General features: G+C 60.7%; 20 protein-coding genes. 9 read left to right on the forward strand and 11 right to left on the reverse strand.

What is annotated here, in order from left to right:
• Nucleotides 1-2: 2 nt before the first annotated feature.
• Together fmt and B5G09_RS02950 are read left to right on the forward strand one after the other, a co-directional pair.
• Entirely contained in the window at nucleotides 3-980 is a 978-nt protein-coding gene (gene fmt, locus B5G09_RS02945) for a methionyl-tRNA formyltransferase (protein ID WP_087403975.1), read from the forward strand.
• Nucleotides 981-1326: 346 nt separating this feature from the next.
• Nucleotides 1327-2019, forward strand: a complete 693-nt coding sequence (locus B5G09_RS02950; protein ID WP_087309264.1) for a PEGA domain-containing protein — start codon at nucleotides 1327-1329, stop codon at nucleotides 2017-2019.
• 108 nt (nucleotides 2020-2127) lie between these two features.
• Here B5G09_RS02950 and B5G09_RS02955 read toward each other — a convergent pair whose 3' ends face one another.
• From B5G09_RS02955 to serC, 8 genes are all read right to left on the reverse strand, one after another.
• Nucleotides 2128-2673 carry a 2-oxoacid:acceptor oxidoreductase family protein gene (locus B5G09_RS02955; RefSeq protein ID WP_087309263.1) on the reverse strand — a complete coding sequence of 182 codons (546 nt, stop codon included), beginning with the start codon at nucleotides 2671-2673 and terminating at the stop codon, nucleotides 2128-2130.
• A 3-nt stretch (nucleotides 2674-2676) separates the two neighbouring features.
• Nucleotides 2677-3447 (reverse strand): thiamine pyrophosphate-dependent enzyme, encoded by a 771-nt coding sequence (locus B5G09_RS02960; RefSeq protein WP_087309262.1) that lies wholly within the window; start codon nucleotides 3445-3447, stop codon nucleotides 2677-2679.
• Nucleotides 3448-3452: 5 nt separating this feature from the next.
• Nucleotides 3453-4547, reverse strand: a complete 1095-nt coding sequence (locus tag B5G09_RS02965) for a 3-methyl-2-oxobutanoate dehydrogenase subunit VorB (protein WP_087309261.1) — start codon at nucleotides 4545-4547, stop codon at nucleotides 3453-3455.
• Between the two features lie 3 nt (nucleotides 4548-4550).
• Nucleotides 4551-4778 carry a 4Fe-4S binding protein gene (locus B5G09_RS02970; protein ID WP_087309260.1) on the reverse strand — a complete coding sequence of 76 codons (228 nt, stop codon included), beginning with the start codon at nucleotides 4776-4778 and terminating at the stop codon, nucleotides 4551-4553.
• Between the two features lie 158 nt (nucleotides 4779-4936).
• Nucleotides 4937-5089, reverse strand: a complete 153-nt coding sequence (locus tag B5G09_RS13825; RefSeq protein ID WP_143256464.1) for a DUF805 domain-containing protein — start codon at nucleotides 5087-5089, stop codon at nucleotides 4937-4939.
• A gap of 96 nt (nucleotides 5090-5185) precedes the next feature.
• Nucleotides 5186-6442 carry a DUF1015 domain-containing protein gene (locus B5G09_RS02975; protein WP_087403976.1) on the reverse strand — a complete coding sequence of 419 codons (1257 nt, stop codon included), beginning with the start codon at nucleotides 6440-6442 and terminating at the stop codon, nucleotides 5186-5188.
• 105 nt (nucleotides 6443-6547) lie between these two features.
• Nucleotides 6548-7471 (reverse strand): 3-phosphoglycerate dehydrogenase, encoded by a 924-nt coding sequence (locus tag B5G09_RS02980; RefSeq protein WP_087404088.1) that lies wholly within the window; start codon nucleotides 7469-7471, stop codon nucleotides 6548-6550.
• Between the two features lie 111 nt (nucleotides 7472-7582).
• Complete coding sequence (gene serC / locus B5G09_RS02985) at nucleotides 7583-8656, reverse strand: 3-phosphoserine/phosphohydroxythreonine transaminase (RefSeq protein ID WP_087403977.1); 1074 nt, start codon at nucleotides 8654-8656, stop codon at nucleotides 7583-7585.
• A gap of 194 nt (nucleotides 8657-8850) precedes the next feature.
• On the opposite strand from serC, the gene B5G09_RS02990 reads away from it, so the two are divergent.
• The 6 genes from B5G09_RS02990 to B5G09_RS03015 all read left to right on the forward strand — a co-directional run bounded on the left by B5G09_RS02990 (nucleotide 8851) and on the right by B5G09_RS03015 (nucleotide 14182).
• Nucleotides 8851-9723 carry a YicC/YloC family endoribonuclease gene (locus B5G09_RS02990; RefSeq protein WP_087309316.1) on the forward strand — a complete coding sequence of 291 codons (873 nt, stop codon included), beginning with the start codon at nucleotides 8851-8853 and terminating at the stop codon, nucleotides 9721-9723.
• Nucleotides 9724-9846: 123 nt separating this feature from the next.
• A complete protein-coding gene (gmk, locus tag B5G09_RS02995) occupies nucleotides 9847-10410 on the forward strand; it encodes a guanylate kinase (protein WP_087403978.1) in 564 nt (187 codons plus the stop codon).
• A gap of 2 nt (nucleotides 10411-10412) precedes the next feature.
• Nucleotides 10413-11225: a nicotinate (nicotinamide) nucleotide adenylyltransferase gene (gene nadD / locus B5G09_RS03000; RefSeq protein WP_087403979.1), complete on the forward strand. Its 813-nt coding sequence runs from the start codon at nucleotides 10413-10415 to the stop codon at nucleotides 11223-11225.
• Nucleotides 11226-11227: 2 nt separating this feature from the next.
• Nucleotides 11228-12211 (forward strand): D-alanine--D-alanine ligase, encoded by a 984-nt coding sequence (locus B5G09_RS03005; RefSeq protein ID WP_087403980.1) that lies wholly within the window; start codon nucleotides 11228-11230, stop codon nucleotides 12209-12211.
• Nucleotides 12208-12780 (forward strand): DUF3109 family protein, encoded by a 573-nt coding sequence (locus B5G09_RS03010; RefSeq protein WP_087403981.1) that lies wholly within the window; start codon nucleotides 12208-12210, stop codon nucleotides 12778-12780. The genes B5G09_RS03005 and B5G09_RS03010 overlap by 4 nt, the downstream gene beginning before the upstream one ends.
• Before the next feature lie 196 nt (nucleotides 12781-12976).
• Nucleotides 12977-14182, forward strand: a complete 1206-nt coding sequence (locus tag B5G09_RS03015; RefSeq protein ID WP_087404089.1) for a peptidoglycan DD-metalloendopeptidase family protein — start codon at nucleotides 12977-12979, stop codon at nucleotides 14180-14182.
• Between the two features lie 568 nt (nucleotides 14183-14750).
• Here B5G09_RS03015 and proC read toward each other — a convergent pair.
• The 3 genes from proC to B5G09_RS03030 all read right to left on the reverse strand — a co-directional run bounded on the left by proC (nucleotide 14751) and on the right by B5G09_RS03030 (nucleotide 17787).
• Nucleotides 14751-15527, reverse strand: coding sequence for a pyrroline-5-carboxylate reductase (proC, locus tag B5G09_RS03020; protein ID WP_087403982.1), 777 nt, complete (start codon nucleotides 15525-15527; stop codon nucleotides 14751-14753).
• 119 nt (nucleotides 15528-15646) lie between these two features.
• A complete protein-coding gene (locus B5G09_RS03025) occupies nucleotides 15647-16315 on the reverse strand; it encodes a YggS family pyridoxal phosphate-dependent enzyme (RefSeq protein WP_087403983.1) in 669 nt (222 codons plus the stop codon).
• Between the two features lie 245 nt (nucleotides 16316-16560).
• The gene (locus B5G09_RS03030; protein ID WP_162608234.1) at nucleotides 16561-17787 is read right to left on the reverse strand and encodes a WD40-like domain containing protein; all 1227 of its coding nucleotides are present in this window, start codon (nucleotides 17785-17787) and stop codon (nucleotides 16561-16563) included.
• 259 nt (nucleotides 17788-18046) lie between these two features.
• Here B5G09_RS03030 and B5G09_RS03035 point away from each other — a divergent pair, with 259 nt between their 5' ends.
• On the forward strand, nucleotides 18047-19744 hold the full coding sequence (locus tag B5G09_RS03035; RefSeq protein WP_087403985.1) for a C69 family dipeptidase: 1698 nt from the start codon (nucleotides 18047-18049) through the stop codon (nucleotides 19742-19744).
• The last annotated feature ends 17 nt before the right edge of the window (nucleotides 19745-19761 follow it).

A 19761-nucleotide genomic window follows, 5' to 3' on the forward strand; every position in this document is an offset into this window, starting at 1 on the left:
ATATGAGTGGCAAGGAGTTGCGCATCGTCTTCATGGGTACGCCCGAGTTTGCCGTACCCTCGCTGCGGGCACTGGTCGCCGGTGGCTACCACGTCGTGGGGGTCGTCACGACGCCCGACAAACCCGCCGGCCGCGGTCAGCGGCTGCACGAAAGCGACGTAAAGATCGCCGCCCGTGAGTTGGGACTTCCCGTACTGCAGCCCGTCAAGCTGCGCGATCCGGAGTTCATCGAGGCCCTGCAGGCCTGGAAGCCCGATCTGGGGATCGTCATCGCCTTCCGCATGCTGCCCGAGGTGGTCTGGGCCATGCCCCGGCTGGGAACCTTCAATCTCCACGCCTCGCTGCTGCCGCAATACCGCGGTGCAGCCCCGATCAACTGGGCCATCATCAACGGCGAGCGCGAAACCGGCGTCACGACCTTCCTCTTGAACCACGAGATCGACAAGGGGGCCATCATCGGGCAGATCCGCGTGCCGATCGGCGAAGAGGATACCATCGGCACGATGTACGACCGGCTGATGCAGATCGGAACCGGTCTGGTGCTGGAGACCGTCGAACGCATCGCGGCCGGTGACATCCAACCGATCGAGCAGGAGGGGATCGACGAATCGACGTTGCATCCGGCGCCGAAGATCTTCAAGGAGGATTGCCGCATCGACTGGACGCAGCCCGGCAAGCGCATCGTCGACTTCATCCGCGGCTTGTCGCCCTATCCGGCCGCCTGGACGGCGATGTACCGCGAGGGTTCGGGCGAAGAGGCGCTGACGGCCAAGATCTTCGCGGCGAAGTTCGAGGCGGCAGACCATGCGGGAATCGCCTGCGGCACGGTCGAAAGCGACGGGCGGAACTTCATCCGCGTGGCGTGTGCCGACGGCTGGATCCGCCTCGGGGAGCTGCAGATCGCCGGCAAGAAGCGCCTTTCGGTGCACGACCTGCTCCTCGGCTGGCGCGACGTACAGCAGTACAAATTTGAGAAATGACAAAAAATGAATATATTTGTCGAAAACAAAATGTTTATGCCTATGGTTAAATAAAACAATCGTCCCTTTTCTTTGAAAAATCCCGTACCGTCCCCGCACGAAAAGCGCCGGTACATACATATAAAAAGCGTTAGCTTTATCTCTTGCTTTTCGAAATCTGGAAAATTTCACAAGCTGCCAGGAGTAAGGCGTAAACGCTCACGTTTCTACGTGGGCTTTACTCTTTATTTGGCAGCACAGGTATTCCAGAACCTCGAAAAGCAGATAAAAGTTTTGTCCCACGTTTTTTATATCTTCACTTCTGACCCAACAACTGCCGCAGGGACACGGCTTAACTTGAAAGAACATGAAAAATCTTCTTCTTACCTCACTGTCTCTCCTCGGACTTCTTCTTGCCACAGAGTCCACTTCCGCCCAAAAACGAATCGTTATCAACTCGGAACCGGCCAATGCCGAAGTCTTCATCAACGGAATGCCGACCAACCAGAAGACGCCAACCATGATCAAAACTCCGGGCGGAAAATCATTTACCGTCACTTTCAAGAAAAAAGGATATGAGGACGGGAAGCTGCTCGTTGTCAAGCAAAAGCAGTTCGACGGCAAAAAGGCCTACCCCTCAGAATTGTCCTGCCGACTCACTCCGACCCCCTATACGCAGGACCCTACCATCCCCGAGGGAGCAGCCAAAGAAAGAGTCAGCCGTGATACGCCGGGACAGACCTCTCTCGAACAAACCATCATCCGATGGGCAATCGATTCCGATCCCCAAGGGGCCAGAGTATTCTATCGTGTGCTCTCAAGCGTCCCGGCAGAGGTAAAGAATACAAATGAAACTTATCTGATGACGACTCCTTATGAGGAGACCCGCGCCTTCAACATTCTGGGACTTACCTACGAGAATGCCCGAAACGTACAAATTGAAATCAAAGTAATGAAATCGGGGTACGAGGCTCAGGTAAAACGGTTCAATGTCCGCCAGGCTCTTGATCAACAGGAAATAAGCAGTTTCTTCATGCTGGTTCCCAAAGACGAGGAATAAAATCCCCCGCGAATGCCGGAACGATCTCCGTTTCGTTCCCTCTCTTTACAAAAAATACCCGAACCGATTATAATCGGTTCGGGTATTTTCAATTTGACGTTTACCGGATTACCGGATCTTATGAATGATCTCGCCGCCGTGGCGGATTGCCTCCTCGTTCTGCGGAAGCATCTTCCATGCCCGCTCCGGTAGCGACTTCTTCAGACCGATCATCACGTTCTCCATCTCGACGATCGGACGAACCTTCAGATAGCCGCCCAGAATCATCGTATTGAACAACTTCGCCTGACCCATCTTCGCACACTCGGCCGTGGCATCGATCGAATAGACCGAAATGTCCGTGCGGACCGGATGGCGCGAAATCCCGTTCGTATCGTAGATCAGCACACCGCCCGGCTTGACCAGCGGTTCGAACTTCTCCATCGACTGCTGGTTCAGAATGATCGCCGTATCGTACTCGTGCGCAATCGGCGAGGAGATCTTCCGGTCGGAAAGAATCACCGTCACGTTGGCCGTTCCGCCGCGCATCTCCGGACCGTAGGAGGGCATCCACGTAACCTCATAGTCCTGCATCACGCCCGAATAGGCCAGAATCTTGCCCATCGAGAGGACTCCCTGTCCTCCGAATCCTGCTATGATCAATGTCTCTTTCATTGTCTACTCCTCCTTTTTTACATCCTTGATATCGCCCAGCGGATAGTAGGGCAGCATGTTCTCCTCCAGCCAGCGGTTCGAGGCCACGGGCGAGAGTTTCCAGCCGCTGTTGCAGGTCGCCACGACCTCCACCAGCGAGAAGCCGTTCCCGGCCATCGCATTCTCGAACGCCTTGCGGATCGCACGCTTGCACTTGCGCACGTTGGCCGCCGTGTGGACGCTCTGACGCGTGATGTAGGTCGCACCGTCCAGGTGGGCCATCATCTCGGCAATCTTGTACGGATAGCCGTTCAGACGGGGATCACGTCCATAGGGGGTCGTCGAGGTCTTCATGCCCAGCAGCGTCGTCGGCGCCATCTGGCCGCCCGTCATGCCGTAGATGGCATTGTTGATGTAGATGGCCACGACATTCTCGCCGCGCGCCGCCGCATGGATCGACTCCGCCGTACCGATGGCCGACAAGTCGCCGTCGCCCTGATAGGTGAAGACCATGTTGTTCGGCCACAGGCGCTTCACGGCCGAAGCGATGGCCAGTGCACGTCCGTGGGCGGCCTCGATCCAGTCGATATCAATGTAATTGTAGGCGAAGACCGAGCAGCCTACGGGCGAAATGCCCACCGTACGGTCTGCGAGGCCCATTTCGTCGATCACCTCGGCGACGAGTTTGTGCACCGTGCCGTGGCTGCAGCCCGGGCAATAGTGCATGACATTATCGGTGATGAGTTTCGGTTTTGCGTAAACCAGATTCTCCTGTTTGATTTCAACCTCTGCCATCGTTTCTACTTTTTAATCAGTTTTTCCTTCAGGGCCTGAAGCACCTCATCGGGGGTGAACATCATGCCGCCCTGACGTCCGTAGTGCTCCACGGGAGCCTTGCCGTTGACCGCCAGACGCACGTCCTCGACCATCTGTCCGGCATTGAGTTCGGCCGACAGAAAGCCCTTCACGCCACGTGCGGCCAGTTCGGCGAGCTGTTTGGTCGGGAAGGGGTAGAGCGTGATCGGGCGCAGCAGACCCACCTTCAGCCCCTCGGCACGGGCCATCTCGACCGTCGCCGAGCAAATGCGGGCCGACGATCCGAAAGCCACGATGACGTATTCCGCATCGTCGCACTCGATGGCTTCGTAGCGCACCTCGTTCTCCTCCAGCGCCTTGTACTTCTCCTGCAGCCGCTTGTTGATGATCTCCATCTTCTCCGACTGCAGTTCGAGCGACGTGGCGATGTTGCGCGGACGGTCGGCCGGTTTGCCGTAGGTTGCCCACGAACGGCACTCGGCCTTGATCTCCTCGTCCGTACGACGCGGACGCTGCGGAGCCAGCACCACCTTCTCCATCATCTGACCGATGGCGCCGTCGGCCAGGATCATGGCCGGGTTGCGGTACTTGAAGGCCAGATCGAAAGCTTCGGCCACGTGGTCGTGCATCTCCTGCACGGAGTTCGGGGCGAAGACGATCAGGTGGTAGTCACCGTGGCCGCCACCCTTGACAGCCTGGAAATAGTCGCCCTGCGAAGGCTGGATCGTACCCAGACCCGGGCCGCCGCGCTGGCAGTTGATCACCAGGCAGGGCAGCTCCGCACCGGCCAGGTAGCTCAGCCCCTCGGACATGAGGCTGATACCGGGGCTCGACGACGAAGTCATGACCCGTTTGCCCGTGGCGGCGCCACCATATACCATATTGATTGACGAGACTTCCGATTCGGCCTGGAGCACCACCATACCGGTTGTCTCCCACGGTTTGAGCTCCATGAGGGTCTCCATCACCTCGGACTGCGGGGTGATCGGATAGCCGAAATATCCGTCGCAACCGTAGCGAATCGCCGCATAGGCGATCACTTCGTTGCCTTTCATCAGTTTTACTTCCTTCTCTGCCATCGCTTATTCGAATTTTTGACGATAAACCGTGATGACGCTGTCAGGGCAAATCACCGCACACGAAGCGCAGCCCGTGCACGCATCGGGATTCGCCATCCAGGCCACCTGGTAGCCTTTACTGTTCACCTCCGCCGACAGGGCAAGAACATTGCACGGGCACACCGAGGCGCAAACTCCGCACCCCTTACAGCGCTCTCTGTCAACGACGATAGTTCCTTTGATCTTTGCCATAACATCGATAGTATTGTTAAGTTGCTTACAAATATACGAAATTTTCCGTGCTCACTTTTATTTTCGTTATAAATTCTTGCCGATTCGTAATATAATTGTGCTTTCAGCATCCTCCCAGCCGGTGGGCGGGGATCCGAGCCGGAATCGTGTTTTTCGCATCAGCCCTCCGTCTGTTTGGGATCGGGGCCATAGGGGTTTTCGCCGGGAGTTCCCGCCGAGCAAAACCACATCAGGAAGAAAATGGCCCAGACCACAAAGACCAGCGAGCCGCCGATAAACACGACGAGGAATCCCGTCGTTGCGGCTGCCACGTCCGTAAGGTCATGAGCAAAAAAAGGGGAGATCCGGCCTCAACCGTATCACCCCTTTTCTCTCGACTACGGACCGGACAACCGATCCGCCGGCTGCTATTTGGCCTTCTCCTCGGCGAACGAGTGGATCACCATGCCCGAACGCAGTTTCGGCTCGAACCACGTTGTCTTCGGCGGCATGATGTTGCCCGTGTCGGCGATGTTGATCAGCTGCTGCATCGAGACGGGGTAGAGCGCAAAGGCCACCTTCATCTCGCCGCTGTCGACCCGGCGCTTCAGCTCGCCCAGCCCCCGGATACCGCCCACGAAGTCGATCCGCTTCGAGGTGCGCAGATCCTTGATCCCGAGGATCCGGTCCAGCACCAGATTCGACAGTACGGTCACATCCAGCACCCCGATCGGGTCGTTGTCGTCGTACGTGCCCGGCTTGGCCGTCAGGCTCCACCAGTGCCCCTCGAGGTACATCGAGAAGTTGTGCAGCCCCGTCGGGCGGTACTCCTCCGTCCCCTTGTCCTCGACCTCGAACGACTCCTTGAGCCGCTCGATGAGCTCCGCGGGAGTCAGACCGTTGAGATCCTTCACCACGCGGTTGTAGTCGATGATCCGCAGCTGGCTGGCCGGGAACGTCACGGCCAGGAAGTAGCAGTACTCCTCCGTGCCCGTATGGTTGGGATTCTTCGCGCGGCACTCGGCGCCCACGCGGGCGGCGGCAGCCGTACGGTGGTGGCCGTCAGCCACGTAGAGCGCCGGAATCCCGGCAAAGATCTCCGTGATGCGGTCGTTGGTCTTGCGGTCGCGGATCACCCACAGCTTGTGGCCGAAACCGTCGGCCGCCGTAAAGTCGTACTCCGGGGCATTGTGCGCAACCACGTCCGCAACGATGGCGTCGATCTCCGCATTGTCGGGGTAGGCGAAGAAGACCGGCTCGATGTTGGCCTGCTGGTTGCGCACGTGGATCATGCGGTCCTCCTCCTTGTCGGGGCGCGTCAGCTCATGCTTCTTGATGGCGCCCGAAAGGTAGTCCTCGAAATGGCAGCACATGGCCAGTCCGTACTGCGTGCGGCCCTCCATCGTCTGCGCATAGATATAATAGTACTCCTCGGGATCCTGCTGCAGCCATCCCTTCTTCTGCCAGGCGCGGAAATTCTCCACGGCCTTGTCGTAGACCTCCTGTGAATGCTCGTCGGCAATGGGTTCGAAATCGATCTCGGGTTTGATGATATGAAGCAGCGAGCGTTCCGTCGCTTCGGCCTTCGCTTCGGCCGAATTCAGCACGTCGTACGGACGCGACGCCACCTCGGCAGCATGCTCCTTGGGCGGTCGGACCGCCCGGAACGGTTTGATACGTACCATAGTCTCTCTTTGTCGGTTATTGTTTCAGGTTGTTCATCGTTCAAGGTAAGAAAGGCGGGTCCGTACACGTCGCACCCGCCTTTCTCAACGTTCCGCGCGGCCCGGTCATTTGTTGACCTGGAACCTCCGGTTGCCGTTCTTCAGAAAATCGACAATCTGGTTTGCGGCGGCCAGTCCGGCATTGATGTTGGCCTCGGCCGTCTCGGCACCCATCTTCTTCGCCGTGGCGAAGACCCGTTTGCCGAACTTCTCGTCCAGCTCGGCCTGGTTGCCGGCGGCGATGTCGGTGATGTACTTCAGATCTTCGCGTTCGGTCAGCGCCTGCATCAGCCCGGCCTCGTTGATCACCTCCTTGCGGGCCGTATTGACCAGCGTGGCCCCCTTGGGCATCGACATCAGCAGCTCATAGCCGATCGAGCCCTTGGTCTGCTCCGTGGCGGGGATGTGCAGCGAGAGGTAGTCGGCCCGCTTGTAGAGCTCCTCGACCGAAGCCACCTGCTCGACGCCGTCGGCCGCGAAGACCTCCGGATCGGTCAGGAACGGATCGTAGGCTACGACGTTCATTCCCAGCGCCTTGCCTTTTCGACCCACCAGCCGGCCGACATGGCCGTAGGCATGGATGCCGAGCGTCTTGCCCTGGATCTCCGAGCCCGTACCGGGCGTAAAGCGGTTGCGGGCCATGTAGATCATCATGGCGATGGCCAGTTCAGCCACGGCGTTCGAATTCTGCCCCGGGGTGTTCATCACCACGATGCCGCGTGCGGTGGCGGCGGCCAGATCGACGTTGTCGTAGCCCGCGCCGGCCCGCACGACAATCTGCAGACGGGGAGCGGCGGCGATCACCTCGGCGGTGACCTTGTCGCTGCGCACGATCAGCGCATCGGCCGTGGCCACGGCCTCCAGCAACTGTGCCTTGTCCGTGTATTTTTCGAGGAGCGCCAGTTCATAACCGGCCATTTCGACGATCTCGCGGATGCCGTCGACCGCCTTCTTGGCAAAAGGCTTCTCCGTAGCTACCAGTATCTTCATGGGTTTCAAAATTTCGTTGTTCAACATTTCCTGATAATCCCAGGCCTTCACTTCGCCCGTGAGGGTGTCGTATCCGGTCGGGACGCGTGTGACAAGAGGCATCGGCGTCGGCTATTTGGCGTGTTTTGCGGCAAACTCCTGCATGCACTCCACCAGCACGCGGACGCTCTCGATCGGCAGGGCGTTGTAGCACGAGGCACGGAAGCCGCCCACCAGACGGTGACCCTTGATGCCGACAATGTCGCGGCTCTTGGTGAACTCGAGGAATTCGGGAGCCAGATCCTCGTAGCCCTCCTGCATGACGAAGCAGATATTCATCAGCGAGCGGTCCTCCTTCTCGACCGTACCGCGGAACAACGGGTTGCGGTCGATCTCGTCGTAGAGCAGGGCGGCCTTCTCCCGGTTGCGGCGGTAGATTTCGGGAACGCCTCCGATCGACTTCAGCCAGCGCAGCGTCTCCATCAGCACGTAGATCGGGAAGACGGGAGGCGTGTTGAACATCGAGTTGTTCTCGACGTGCGTGCGGTAGGACATCATCGTCGGCAGGTCGCGCACGATGCGGTCGAGCATGTCCTCGCGGATGATGCCGAAGGCCACGCCGGCCGGAGCCAGGTTCTTCTGCGCACCGCCGTAGATCATGGCGTATTTCGTCACGTCGACCGGACGCGACAGAATGTCGGACGACATGTCGGCGATCAGGGGCACGGGCGAGGTCAGATCCTCGTGGTACTCCGTACCGTAGATCGTATTGTTCGAGGTGATGTGCAGGTAGTCCAGATCCTCGGGAATGGTGAATCCCTTGGGAATATAGGTGAAGTTGCGGTCCTCGGACGAAGCTACGACCTCCACTTCGCCGTAGCGTTTGGCCTCCTTGATGGCCTTCTTCGACCAGACGCCCGTATTGACGTAGCCGGCCTTTTTGCCCAGGAAGTTGGCGGGAATCTCATAAAAATAGGTGCTCGCACCTCCGCCCAGATAGATGATCTTGTAGTTGTCCGGAATGTGGAGCAGTTCACGGAAAAGCGCGTCGGCCTCGGCCATCACGGCGTCGAAGTCCTTCGTGCGGTGCGAAATCGAAAGAATCGAAAGTCCCGATCCGTTGAAATCGAGTACGGCCTTGGCTGCTTTTTCGATCACTTCGTCCGCAAGAATGGACGGTCCCGCATTGAAATTGTGCTTTTTCATAATAAATTGTTATGAGATTTGGTTATTCGAATTTCGGTCTGTTAATTTTCTAACACAAATATAAATAAAAATAATTTATAAAAACCAAAGATCGCCAAATAAATTTCATTCCGCCGGACGATTCGTCGCCTTTTTGATTTGTTTTTACTACTTTTGTTGCCTGAATCAAGCAAGGCTGACCTATGATCAAATCCATGACCGGCTTCGGAAAAGCCGAGGCCGAAATCCAGAATAAGAAGATCACCGTCGAGATCCGCTCGCTGAATTCCAAGCAGTTGGACCTCGCCCTGAGGCTCCCGGCCCTCTATCGGCAGTCGGAATACGAAATCCGCAATCTGATCCAGCAGCGGCTCCAGCGCGGAAAGATCGACCTTTTCGTCTCGATCGAGAGCCAGAGTGTCGAAACCTCGGCCCGCATCAACCGCGAAGTCTTCGCCGCCTATGCCCGACAGCTGCGCGAGGCGGCCGCCGGTGCCGGACTGGACTGCAGCACGGCAGGGTGGGATGCCGCGGCGATGCAGACACTCATGCGGCTGCCCGAGGTGGTTTCGACGGAGGCCGAGACGATCTCCGACGAGGAGCACGCCGTGCTGCTCAAGGCCGTCGAAGAGGCCGCCGCGCGGCTCGACGCCTTCCGCTCGCAGGAGGGGGCCACGCTCATCGCCGACCTGCTGCGCCGCGTCGATCTGATCGAACAGTACAAGAACGAGGTCATCCCCTTCGAACAGGCCCGTACGGAGACCATCCGGACGCGCATTCTGGACAACCTCTCGAAACTCCCCGTCGAGGTCGACCGCAACCGCCTCGAACAGGAGATGATCTTCTACCTCGAGAAGCTCGACATCACCGAGGAGAAGGTGCGTCTGACCAACCACTGCCGCTATTTCCGCGAGGTGGCCGCCTCGGAGGAGGCCGTGGGCCGCAAACTGGGATTCATCGCCCAGGAGATGGGCCGCGAGATCAACACCATGGGCTCGAAGGCCAACGAGACGAACATCCAGATCCTCGTCGTCAAGATGAAGGACGAACTGGAAAAGATCAAGGAGCAGGTGCTCAACATTCTGTAGGGAGTCCGCAGCAGAGGGGGGGGGGAAGAGACGGGAACCCGGGCGGCGGCAACGGCCGGCCGCGCATCCCGCCGATCCGCCCTCCGGATCAGATACCCGTCCTAACCGACAAGAGTTACCAAAATGGGAAAAGTCATCATATTTTCGGCCCCGAGCGGCTCAGGCAAGACAACCATCGTCCGGGAGCTGCTCCGCCGCTATCCGCAGCTCGAATTCTCGATCTCGGCCACGAGCCGCGCCCCGCGCGGTGAGGAGCGCAACGGCGTGGACTACTACTTCCTCTCGCCCGAGGAGTTCGCACGGGCCGTCAGCGAGGGGCGCTTCGTCGAGTGGCAGGAGGTCTACAAGGGCACCTGCTACGGCACGCTGCGCAGCGAAGTGGAGCGCATCTGGGAGAAGGGTCACGTGATCGTCTTCGACGTCGACGTCCTGGGCGGCATCAACCTCAAGCGGATCTTCGGTCGGGATGCCTGCTCGATCTTCATCAAGGCCCCCTCGGTCGAGGAGCTGCGCCGGCGGCTCGTCGCACGCGGCACGGATGCCCCCGAGGCCATCGAACGCCGTGTGGCCAAGGCCGAGTTCGAACTGACAAAGGCCCCGGAGTTCGACCATGTGGTGGTCAACGACCGTCTGGACGAGGCCGTGGCCGGAGCGTGCGCCATTCTCGACGAATTCTTTGCCCGATAGCCATGAAACGCGAAATGCTCTATTTCGGGTCATTCAACCCGATCCACAAGGGCCACATCGCCCTGGCGGAGTATGTGCTGGACCGCGGACTGTGCGACGAGGTGGCGCTGATCGTCTCGCCCCAGAGCCCCTACAAGCAGGAAGAGGCGCTGGCCCCCGAACTCGACCGCTTCGAGATGGCCGAGATCGCCTGCGCCGCATCGAAATATCCCGAACGGATCAAACCTTCGGTAGTGGAGATGCTGCTGCCGAAACCCTCCTATACGATCGACACGCTGCGCTATCTGCAGGAGAACTGCGGTGCGGAGATGGAGTTCTCGATCCTGATGGGCAGCGACCAGATCGCCCGCCTCGACGGCTGGAAGGAGTACGACCGAATCCTCGAATATCCGGTCTACGTCTATCCGCGGCGCGGCGGCGAGAGCGTCTCGGGCTTCGAGGGACGCATCACGCTGCTCGACGAAGCTCCGCTGCTCGACATCGCCTCGACCGGGATCCGCGACCGTATCACGCGCGGCGAGGATGTCTCGGCGATGCTCGCCCCGAAGGTCCTCGAATACATCCGCAAGAAGGGGCTCTGGAGCCCCGCAACCCGCATCGCGGTCCTCACCACACAACTCGCCGCACACCCCGACGACATCGAACTGCTGCTCGAACGCGGCAAGCTCCATTACCGCCTGAGCGAGTGGGGCCCGGCGCTGAACGACTTCAACGCCGTGCTGCGCATCGACGCCAACCACGTCGAGGCCCGGCAGTTTGCCCAGATGGTGCAGGAGATTTTCGAATTCCGATACAAAGACATCTACAACCCCTGAAAATGACACGACTGAAGATCGCCCTCCTGGCGGGCGGCGACTCTCCCGAGCGGGAGATCGCCCTGCAAAGTGCCGCACAGATCGAAGCGGCGCTCGATCACACGAAATACGATATCACGGTCATCGACCTCCATCACCGCGACTGGCACCACACGACGCCCGACGGCCGACAGTGGCAGGTCGACAAGAACGATTTCTCGATTACGATCGACGGCGAACACAAGATTTTCGACTACGCGCTGATTCTCATCCACGGCACCCCGGGCGAGGACGGCCGTCTGCAGGGCTATCTCGACATGATGGGTATTCCCTATTCGTCGTGCTCGATGGTCTCGACGGTCGTCACCTTCGACAAGATCACCACCAAGCGCACGCTGGCCGGACGCGTCAACCTGGCCCGCGAACACTTCCTGCGCCACGGCGAGGCGTGGGATGCCGAGGCCATTGTCGCCGATCTGGGACTCCCGCTCTTCGTGAAGCCCAATGCCAACGGTTCGTCGTTCGGCGTGACGAAGGTCCACACGGCCGCGGAGCTTCCCGCCGCCATCGAGGCCGCCTTCGCCCAGGGCGGCGAGATTCTCATCGAGGAGTGCATCACGGGCCGTGAGATGGGGTGCGGCATCCTCGTCACCCGTGAAAAGGAGTATATCTTCCCCATCACGGAGATCGTTCCCAAGAACGACTTCTTCGACTACGAGGCCAAATACACGGCCGGACGCTCCGAGGAGATCACCCCAGCACCGATCCCGGATGAGGTGCGTGCCGAACTGAACCGCATGACGCGCGAAGCCTACCGCGCATGCCGCTGCTCGGGCATCGTGCGGGTCGATTTCATCGTCACCCCCGAAGGCAAGCCCTACTTCATCGAGCTGAACTCGATTCCGGGCATGAGCGCCGGAAGCATCGTCCCGAAGCAGGCCCGACAGATGGGCATGTCGCTCGGTGAACTGTATGATCTGATTATCGCCGATACGTGCCGCAAATGATCGAGATTGATGACAAGATCGTGAGCGTCGATCTGCTGCGCGAATGCTTTGCGTGCGATCTGGCGCAGTGCAAGGGGATCTGCTGCGTCGAAGGCAACGCCGGAGCCCCGCTGGAGGAGGACGAAGAGGAGATCCTCCGCCGCGAATACCCGAACTACCGTCCCTACATGACGGGCGAAGGGGTGGAGGCCGTCGAACGGCAGGGCTTCATGGTCCTCGACGAAGAGGGCGATCGGACCACGCCGCTCGTCAACGACGCCCAGTGCGCCTACGCCTGTCAGGAGAACGGCGTGACGCTGTGCGCCATCGAGAAGGCCTGGATGGAGGGCAAGACCGCGTTCCGCAAACCGATCTCGTGCCACCTCTATCCAATCCGCGTCATGCGCTTCTCAAACGGCACACTCGGCCTGAACTACCACCGCTGGTCAGTCTGTGCCCCGGCCCGCAAGTGCGGCGCCAAACTGGGAATCCCGGTCTACAAGGCGCTGCGCGAACCGATCATCCGCCGCTTCGGCGAGGAGTTCTACCACCAGCTCGAGGCCGCCGAAGAGTTGATCAAACGGGGCTGACAGAATCCGGAGGGGGGGGGAAGAAAAATAAATGCCGGGGGAGTGGCCAATCGGGAAGAGCAAAGCGCTCCCCGAAGAGAGTCCCCGGGGAAAAAACCCCTTGAAAAGTCGGGCGGAAGAATCCCGGCAATCGAAAAGTGAACGGCCGCTGTGCCCATCCGGAGCGGTCCAACCGAAAACGCAACGTATGAAGAAGATGAAACAATACCTGCTGCCGCTGGCAGCCCTCTCGCTGGCCGCAACGGCCGACGCCCGATCCCCCCGTCCCTCACGGGTCAAACTCCTCGAACAGACCGTCGAAGCGATGGCCGAAGCCGACTCGCTGCGCCACGTCTCCGACGTGCAGAGCGTCGCCATCGACTCGCTGCAGACGCTGCTCGACAACATGCAGGCGCAGCTCGAGGCCCGTGCGGCCCGTACGGCATCGTCTCCGACCGCCCAGGTCGATCCCCAGCAGTCGGCGGCCGACTCGGTGGCCAACCTGCAGCTGCGCCTGCGCCGCAAGGAGATCGAATCGACGTTCGACACCAACGGACTGACTGTCCTCGACACGCTCAACTCCGGAAACGACGCCCTCTACGTCATCCTCTACGGCAACAACACCTGGAAATACGTCCGCAACCGTGCCGTGGCCAAGGACAGCACGATCTTCGAAAAGTATTGGGACACGGTCTCGCTCTTTCCCTACAAGGATGTCAGCATCGCTTCGCTGCCGCAGTCGGTGGTCATCGACCTGATCGACTCGACGAAGAGCTACCACTATCCCTACAAGGGTGCGGTGAATCCCCGCGGCAAGTACGGACCGCGCCGCGGACGCCGCCACCAGGGTGTCGATCTGCCGCTCAAGATGGGCGAACCGGTCTATGCGACCTTCTGCGGACGGGTGCGCATCTCGCAATATGTGCGCGGCTACGGCAATCTGGTCATCATCCGCCATGACAACGGACTGGAGACCTATTACGGCCACCTCTCGGAGCGTCTGGTCCAACCCGGCGACTGGGTCGAGGCGGGCCACGTCATCGGCAAAGGCGGTTCGACGGGCCGTTCGACCGGTCCGCACCTCCACTTCGAGACCCGCTACTACGGACAGGCCTTCGACCCCGAACGGCTGATCGACTTCAAGAACGGCATGCTCTGCCGCGAAACGTTCCTGCTGAAGAAGTCCTTCTTCAACATCAATTCCAACGCCGGGCAGGATTTCGACGACGAGATCGCCAACGAGGAGCAGGACAAGAAGGAGGCTGCCGAAAAGGCCGCCATGCGTTATCACAAGATCCGTTCGGGCGATACGCTCGGTGCCATAGCCCGCCGCTACGGTACCACGGTGTCGAACATCTGCCGTCTGAACGGCATCAAGTCGACCACCATCCTGCGCATTGGCCGCACGCTTCGCGTCCGCTAACGGTCTAAAAGACCGGTTTTAGAGACGGCCGTGCCTTACCGGGTTTCAGCAGCAATCGGACGCTCCCGGTCTAAGAAGCCGGTTCTATGGGCGGCCCACCTAAGAGGTGGGTTTTAGAGGCGGCCGGGCCTTACCGGGGTTCTTTAGCAAATGGACGCCCGTACGTTCGAAGAAAAGCAATTTCCGCACTTCGCTTGCAGCGGAAAAAGAATCGGGCAAAGGACGAGCGCCAGGAGCGGGAGGCTGAATAGGCTCGATCTTTCTGCACCCGCCCAGCTTGGCCTTTGTCCGATTCCCGCGAAAGCGACTTGCGGATGGTTTTAGTGGTACCTTTTGACACCAAAAGGTACCGGTCTAAGAGACCGGTTTTAGAGGCGGCCGGGCCTTACCGGGGTTCAGCAGCAATCGGACGCTCCCGGTCTGAAACGATGGAAGCGGAGACAAGTTCCGGAGGCCTGATAACGGGATATCGTCCCGAAAACCTGCCTAAAAGGCGGGGAGGGGAGAAGGTTCCTCTCTCTTTTCCGGTTGCGCCGCGGGTCGGTGCCGTAGCCGGAAGGAGGGCCGGTCAGCCCAGAATGGCGTCGATGGCCGCGATGACCGATCCGCGGAAGCCCTCGCGTTCGAGTTCCCCTACACCCACGATCGTCGTACCGCCCGGCGAGCAGACGGCATCCTTCATTACGCCGGGATGCTGTCCCGTCTCAAGTTGCAGCTTGCCCGTGCCGACGATCATCTGGCTCACCATCCGGTAGGCATCGGCACGCGGAATACCGTACTTGAGCGCCGCATCGGCCAAGGCCTCGATGAACATCGCCACGAAGGCCGGACTGCAGCCGCAGATCGTCCCGGCCACCCCCAGCAGCGAGGTCTCGACCGACAGCACCAGCCCGACGTGCGAGAAGAGCTCCTCGAGCGAAGCCAGCTGTTCGGGCGAGAGCGAGTGGCGGCGTTCGAAGACGACGATCCCCTCGCAGACGGCCACCGGCGTATTGGGACACGTGCTCAGATGGGCCGTACCGGGGGTGAGCATCTGCTCATAGTCGTCGAACGTCACCCCGGCAGCCACCGAAACGACGATCTTCCGCTTCAACGTCTCACGAATCGGCGTAACAACCCCCTCGACCTGATAGGGTTTCACGGCGATGATGACCACGTCGGCGAACTCCGCCACCTCGGCCGCCGTGTCGAAGGCCCGGAAGCCCTGAAGCTCCGTATTGCGTTGCAGTTTGGCCCGATCGCGGGCGCAGGCCCCGATGCAGGCGGCCTCGACGGCTCCGCCGCGCACCAGTCCGCGGGCCAGTGCCTGGGCCATGTTTCCGAATCCGATAAATCCGATCTTCATATGCATATAATTAAATTACGTTGTTCGAGAGGCGGGCGACGGCGGTGACACCGGCTCGGCGCCGATTCCGAGCAGCCGATACGGGCCGCTTTCCACTTGGGGGACGGTTCTGAAACGAATCATTTCGAGTAGTCGCGCTCGCCGAAGATCGACGAGCCGACACGCACCATCGTCGAACCGCACGCAACGGCCAGCCGGTAGTCGTGCGACATGCCCATCGAGAGGGTGTCGAACGCCTCGCCGAAGCGCGGACGCAGCTCCTCGAAGCAGTGGCGCAGCGCGTCGAAATCGCGGCGGATGACCGCCTCGTCGTCGGTGTTGGTGGCGATGCCCATCACGCCGCGCACGCGCAGGTTGGGCAGCGCGGCAAAGGGGTTCGTGGCGAGGTAGTCGTGCAGTTCGGCCGGATCCCAGCCCGTCTTGGTCTCCTCGGCGGCGACGTGGATCTCGAGCAGGATGTCGATCACGCGGCCGCACTTGGCCGCCTCCTTCTGGATGGCCTCAACCAGCCGTGCGCTGTCCACCGACTGAATCATCGCCACGAACGGCGCGATGTATTTGATCTTGTTGGTCTGCAGGTGGCCGATCATGTGCCACTCGATATCCCGGGGCAGCGTCTCGTACTTCTCGCGCAGTTCCTGGGGGCGGCTTTCGCCGAAGATGCGCTGACCGGCTTCGTAGGCCTCGCGGATCATCTCCGCAGGGTGGGTTTTCGATACGGCAACGAGCGTCACCCCCGCCGGGAGGGTTTCGCGGATATGTGCCAGATGGGTTGCGATTTCCGACATGGTAGTGTGATTTTCGACGTAAAATTAGGCAAAAATCCGGCAGGAAGGATCGTCTCGGCCGAAAAAAAGCGCGCCTCGGACTTTCAGTCACCGTCCAACCTCCCGCCACTTTGGGGTGCGAGGGCTGCTTTGCCGCAAAGAGTCGGAAGACACCGCGTACGACAGCGGCAAGATCTCCGTACGACAGCATCGGAAGCATCGGAGGGCACGTTCCTGCCGCATCAGCAAGGGAGTTCGGACCGGCGTTAACGCGCGAAGAAGATCCCGCGGACGGCAAAGAGGTCGACATCCCCCAGCACGAGCGATCCCGAGGCCCGTTGCGGATCGTAGACCCAGACCTCGTGCCGACCGTCGGTGTCGGTCAGCACGCCGATCCGGACCGCAGGTTGCGGATCGGCATCGCCCGCTTCGGCCGGAAGCATGCACTGGGTCATCGACAACACCCGTCCATCGACCAGAAGGTCGGCCTCCCCGAGGGTCGGCGCCAATTCGAGGGTCGTCGGATCGAGCGGCTGGAACCAGGTGAGATCGTCATGCAGCACGGCATAGCCGCCCACGCGCTCCCATTGCGAGGGATTGTCTGTAGCGGGCTTCATCATCCAGTAGGGGAGCAGCGTCCGCGATTCGACGGCCGGGCCGAGCAGCGCCCGCGTACCCGACAACGGCAGGACGAGCGGCGAGAGCGTACCGTCGTCGTTGCGCACGGCAAGCAGCAGGGCGTTGAATGCAAAGGCAAAGGGCTGGCGGACGATGCGGTCGGCGGTGACCCCTTCAGGCAGCTGCCATGCGCGGGGGAGGGAACCGCCGGAGAGGCAGAGCCTGTCGTCGCGGACGAAGAGCCCGGCTACGGTCGATTCGGAGACCGCCCCCGTGAGCAGGCATCCTTCGCCCTGAATCTCCGTCTGACGGGTCACCAGATCCAATTCGACGAGTTGTCCGTCGGCTATGCCGCAGGCCGTGCCCGGGCCGAAGCGGCCGACGACGCACTCCAGCGTCAGATCGGTCGTGAGGACCTCTTCGCGCAGGTCGGCCGATCCGTACATCGGATAACGGGCCACGATGGTTCCGCCGCCGGGGGTCTCCGAAAGGGTATGGAGCGAGATTTCGTGACGGACGCCGTCGTCGGTGCGAATCGTCCCCAGCGTCTGGAAGACCCCGTTGCGGGAGAGCAGCACGGAGACCGTTGCAGGAGGGTAGTGCCCCGGAACGAGGAAGCTGATCGACGTGTCGGTGCGGCCGGTCACCGTTCCCCGGAGGCCCCGGGCCGTACCGTTCGGGGCAAAATCCTCCATGCCATCGGTCCAGGCAATATCGAACCAGATCTCGTCCGCGGCCTCGAAGCCGACGGCTCGGACCGTCACCTCGTCACCCGGGGTGAAGCGTTCGCCCGCGGGCATCTCGACCTCCGTCACCAGCTCTTCGGCCGGATGCTCCACCTTCAGGCCGCACCCTGCAAGCAGGATCGGCAACAAAAATACCGCAATTTTCCGCATCTTCTTTTTCAGGGATTTTCAGGGATTTACACACGCCGGGCAGGACTTCATCGGCCTGCCGGACGGCATGACACGATCACAAAGATCGGATTTTGAGCCGGGTTGTGCAAGGTTTTCGCCGCTTTTTTCTATCTTTGACCACCCGGCGCCACGCGAAGACCGACACATCGAAAAGTGTGTTTTGATTTGCCCCGGCGCCCGACTTTCACTATCTTTACCGAGCTAAACCCGAAAAAACATGAAAAAATTCCGATTGATGCTTGCAGCCTTCGCCGCCGTGGCCACCTACGGCGCGGTGTCGGCCTGCACCAACTTCATCGTCACGCGGGGCGCCTCGACCGACGGTTCGGTCATGGTGACCTATGCGGCCGATTCGCACGCCCTCTACGGCGCCCTCTACCACACCCCCGGCGGCAAACACGCAAAAGGCGCCATGCTGCCCGTCTATGAATGGGATACGGGCCGCTATCTGTGCGACATCCCGCAGATCCGCCAGACGTGGTCCACCGTGGGCAACATGAACGAACACTCGCTCATCATCGGCGAAACGACCTACGGCGGCCGCGAAGAGCTCGTCGACACCACGGGCCGCATCGACTACGGTTCGCTGATCTACATCGCCCTGCAGCGCGCCCGTACGGCCCGCGAAGCCATCGGCGTGATTGCCGAACTGGCCAATACCTGGGGCTACGCCTCGAGCGGCGAGTCGTTCTCGATCGCCGATCCGAACGAAGCCTGGATCATGGAGCTCATCGGCAAGGGCTACAAGGACGACGGCAAGGGGGGCAACGCCCGCCGCGGCATCGTCTGGGTGGCCCGCCGCATCCCCGACGGCTACGTCTCGGGACACGCCAACCAGGCCCGCATCACCACCTTCCCGAAGGATGACCCCGAAAACTGCCTCTATGCCCCCGACGTGGTGGAGTTCGCCCGCGAAATGGGCTACTTCGACGGCACGGACGAGGAGTTCAGCTTCGCCGACGCCTACTGCCCGGCCGATTTCAGCACCGTACGCAGCTGTGACGCCCGCGTGTGGGCCTTCTTCCGCACGGTGGCCGAGGGCATGGACGAATACCAGGACTACGCCATGGGCTACAACCTCCAGAAGCGGCTGCCGCTGTGGGTGAAACCCGCACACAAGGTCTCACCCAAACAGCTCTTCGACTGCATGCGCGACCACTACGAAGGAACCCCGATGGACATGACGAAGGACCTCGGTGCCGGCGGCCACAACTGCCCCTACCGCTGGCGTCCGATGACGTTCGAAGTCGACGGCGTGGAGTATCTCAACGAGCGCGCCACGGCCACGCAGCAGACCGGTTTCTGGTTCGTCGGCCAGGCCCGTGCGGACCGTCCGGCCGATACGGGCATTCTGTGGTTCGGGGTCGACGATGCCGCCACGTCGTGTCTGACGCCGATCTTCTGCTCGGCGCAGGAGGTGCCCGAGTGCTTCCGCGAGGGCAACGGTTCGATGCTCGAATATTCGCCCACGTCGGCCTTCTGGCTCTTCAACCGCACCACGAACTTCGCCTACATGCGCTACGACATGATCTCGGCCGATATCCGCAAGGTCACCGACCAGTGGGAAAATACCCGCCTCGAGGAGATGGAGAACCTGCCGGCCCGCATCGGCAAGATGTCGGCGGAGGCCCGCCGCAACTACCTCACCGAGGTGAGCGTCATAACGGCCCGGGAATTGTTCGACCGCTGGCAGCGGCTGAACGGCTATCTGCTGGTCAAGTACATGGACGGCAACGTCAAGAGCGAACACGGCGACGTGCTGTCGTTCCTCGACGGCGACGGCTCGGCGGCCCACTTCGTCGACAACGGAAACGGCCGTCAGATTCCCGACCGGATCCAGTTCCCGGGCTACAACGAAAAGTGGAAACGGGCCGTGGCCGCCGATAACGGCGAGGTGCTGCGCGTCCGCAAATAGCCTCCGAAATCGACCTT

This window comes from Alistipes sp. An54 (genome assembly GCF_002159375.1).
GTDB classification, from domain to species: domain Bacteria; phylum Bacteroidota; class Bacteroidia; order Bacteroidales; family Rikenellaceae; genus Alistipes; species Alistipes megaguti.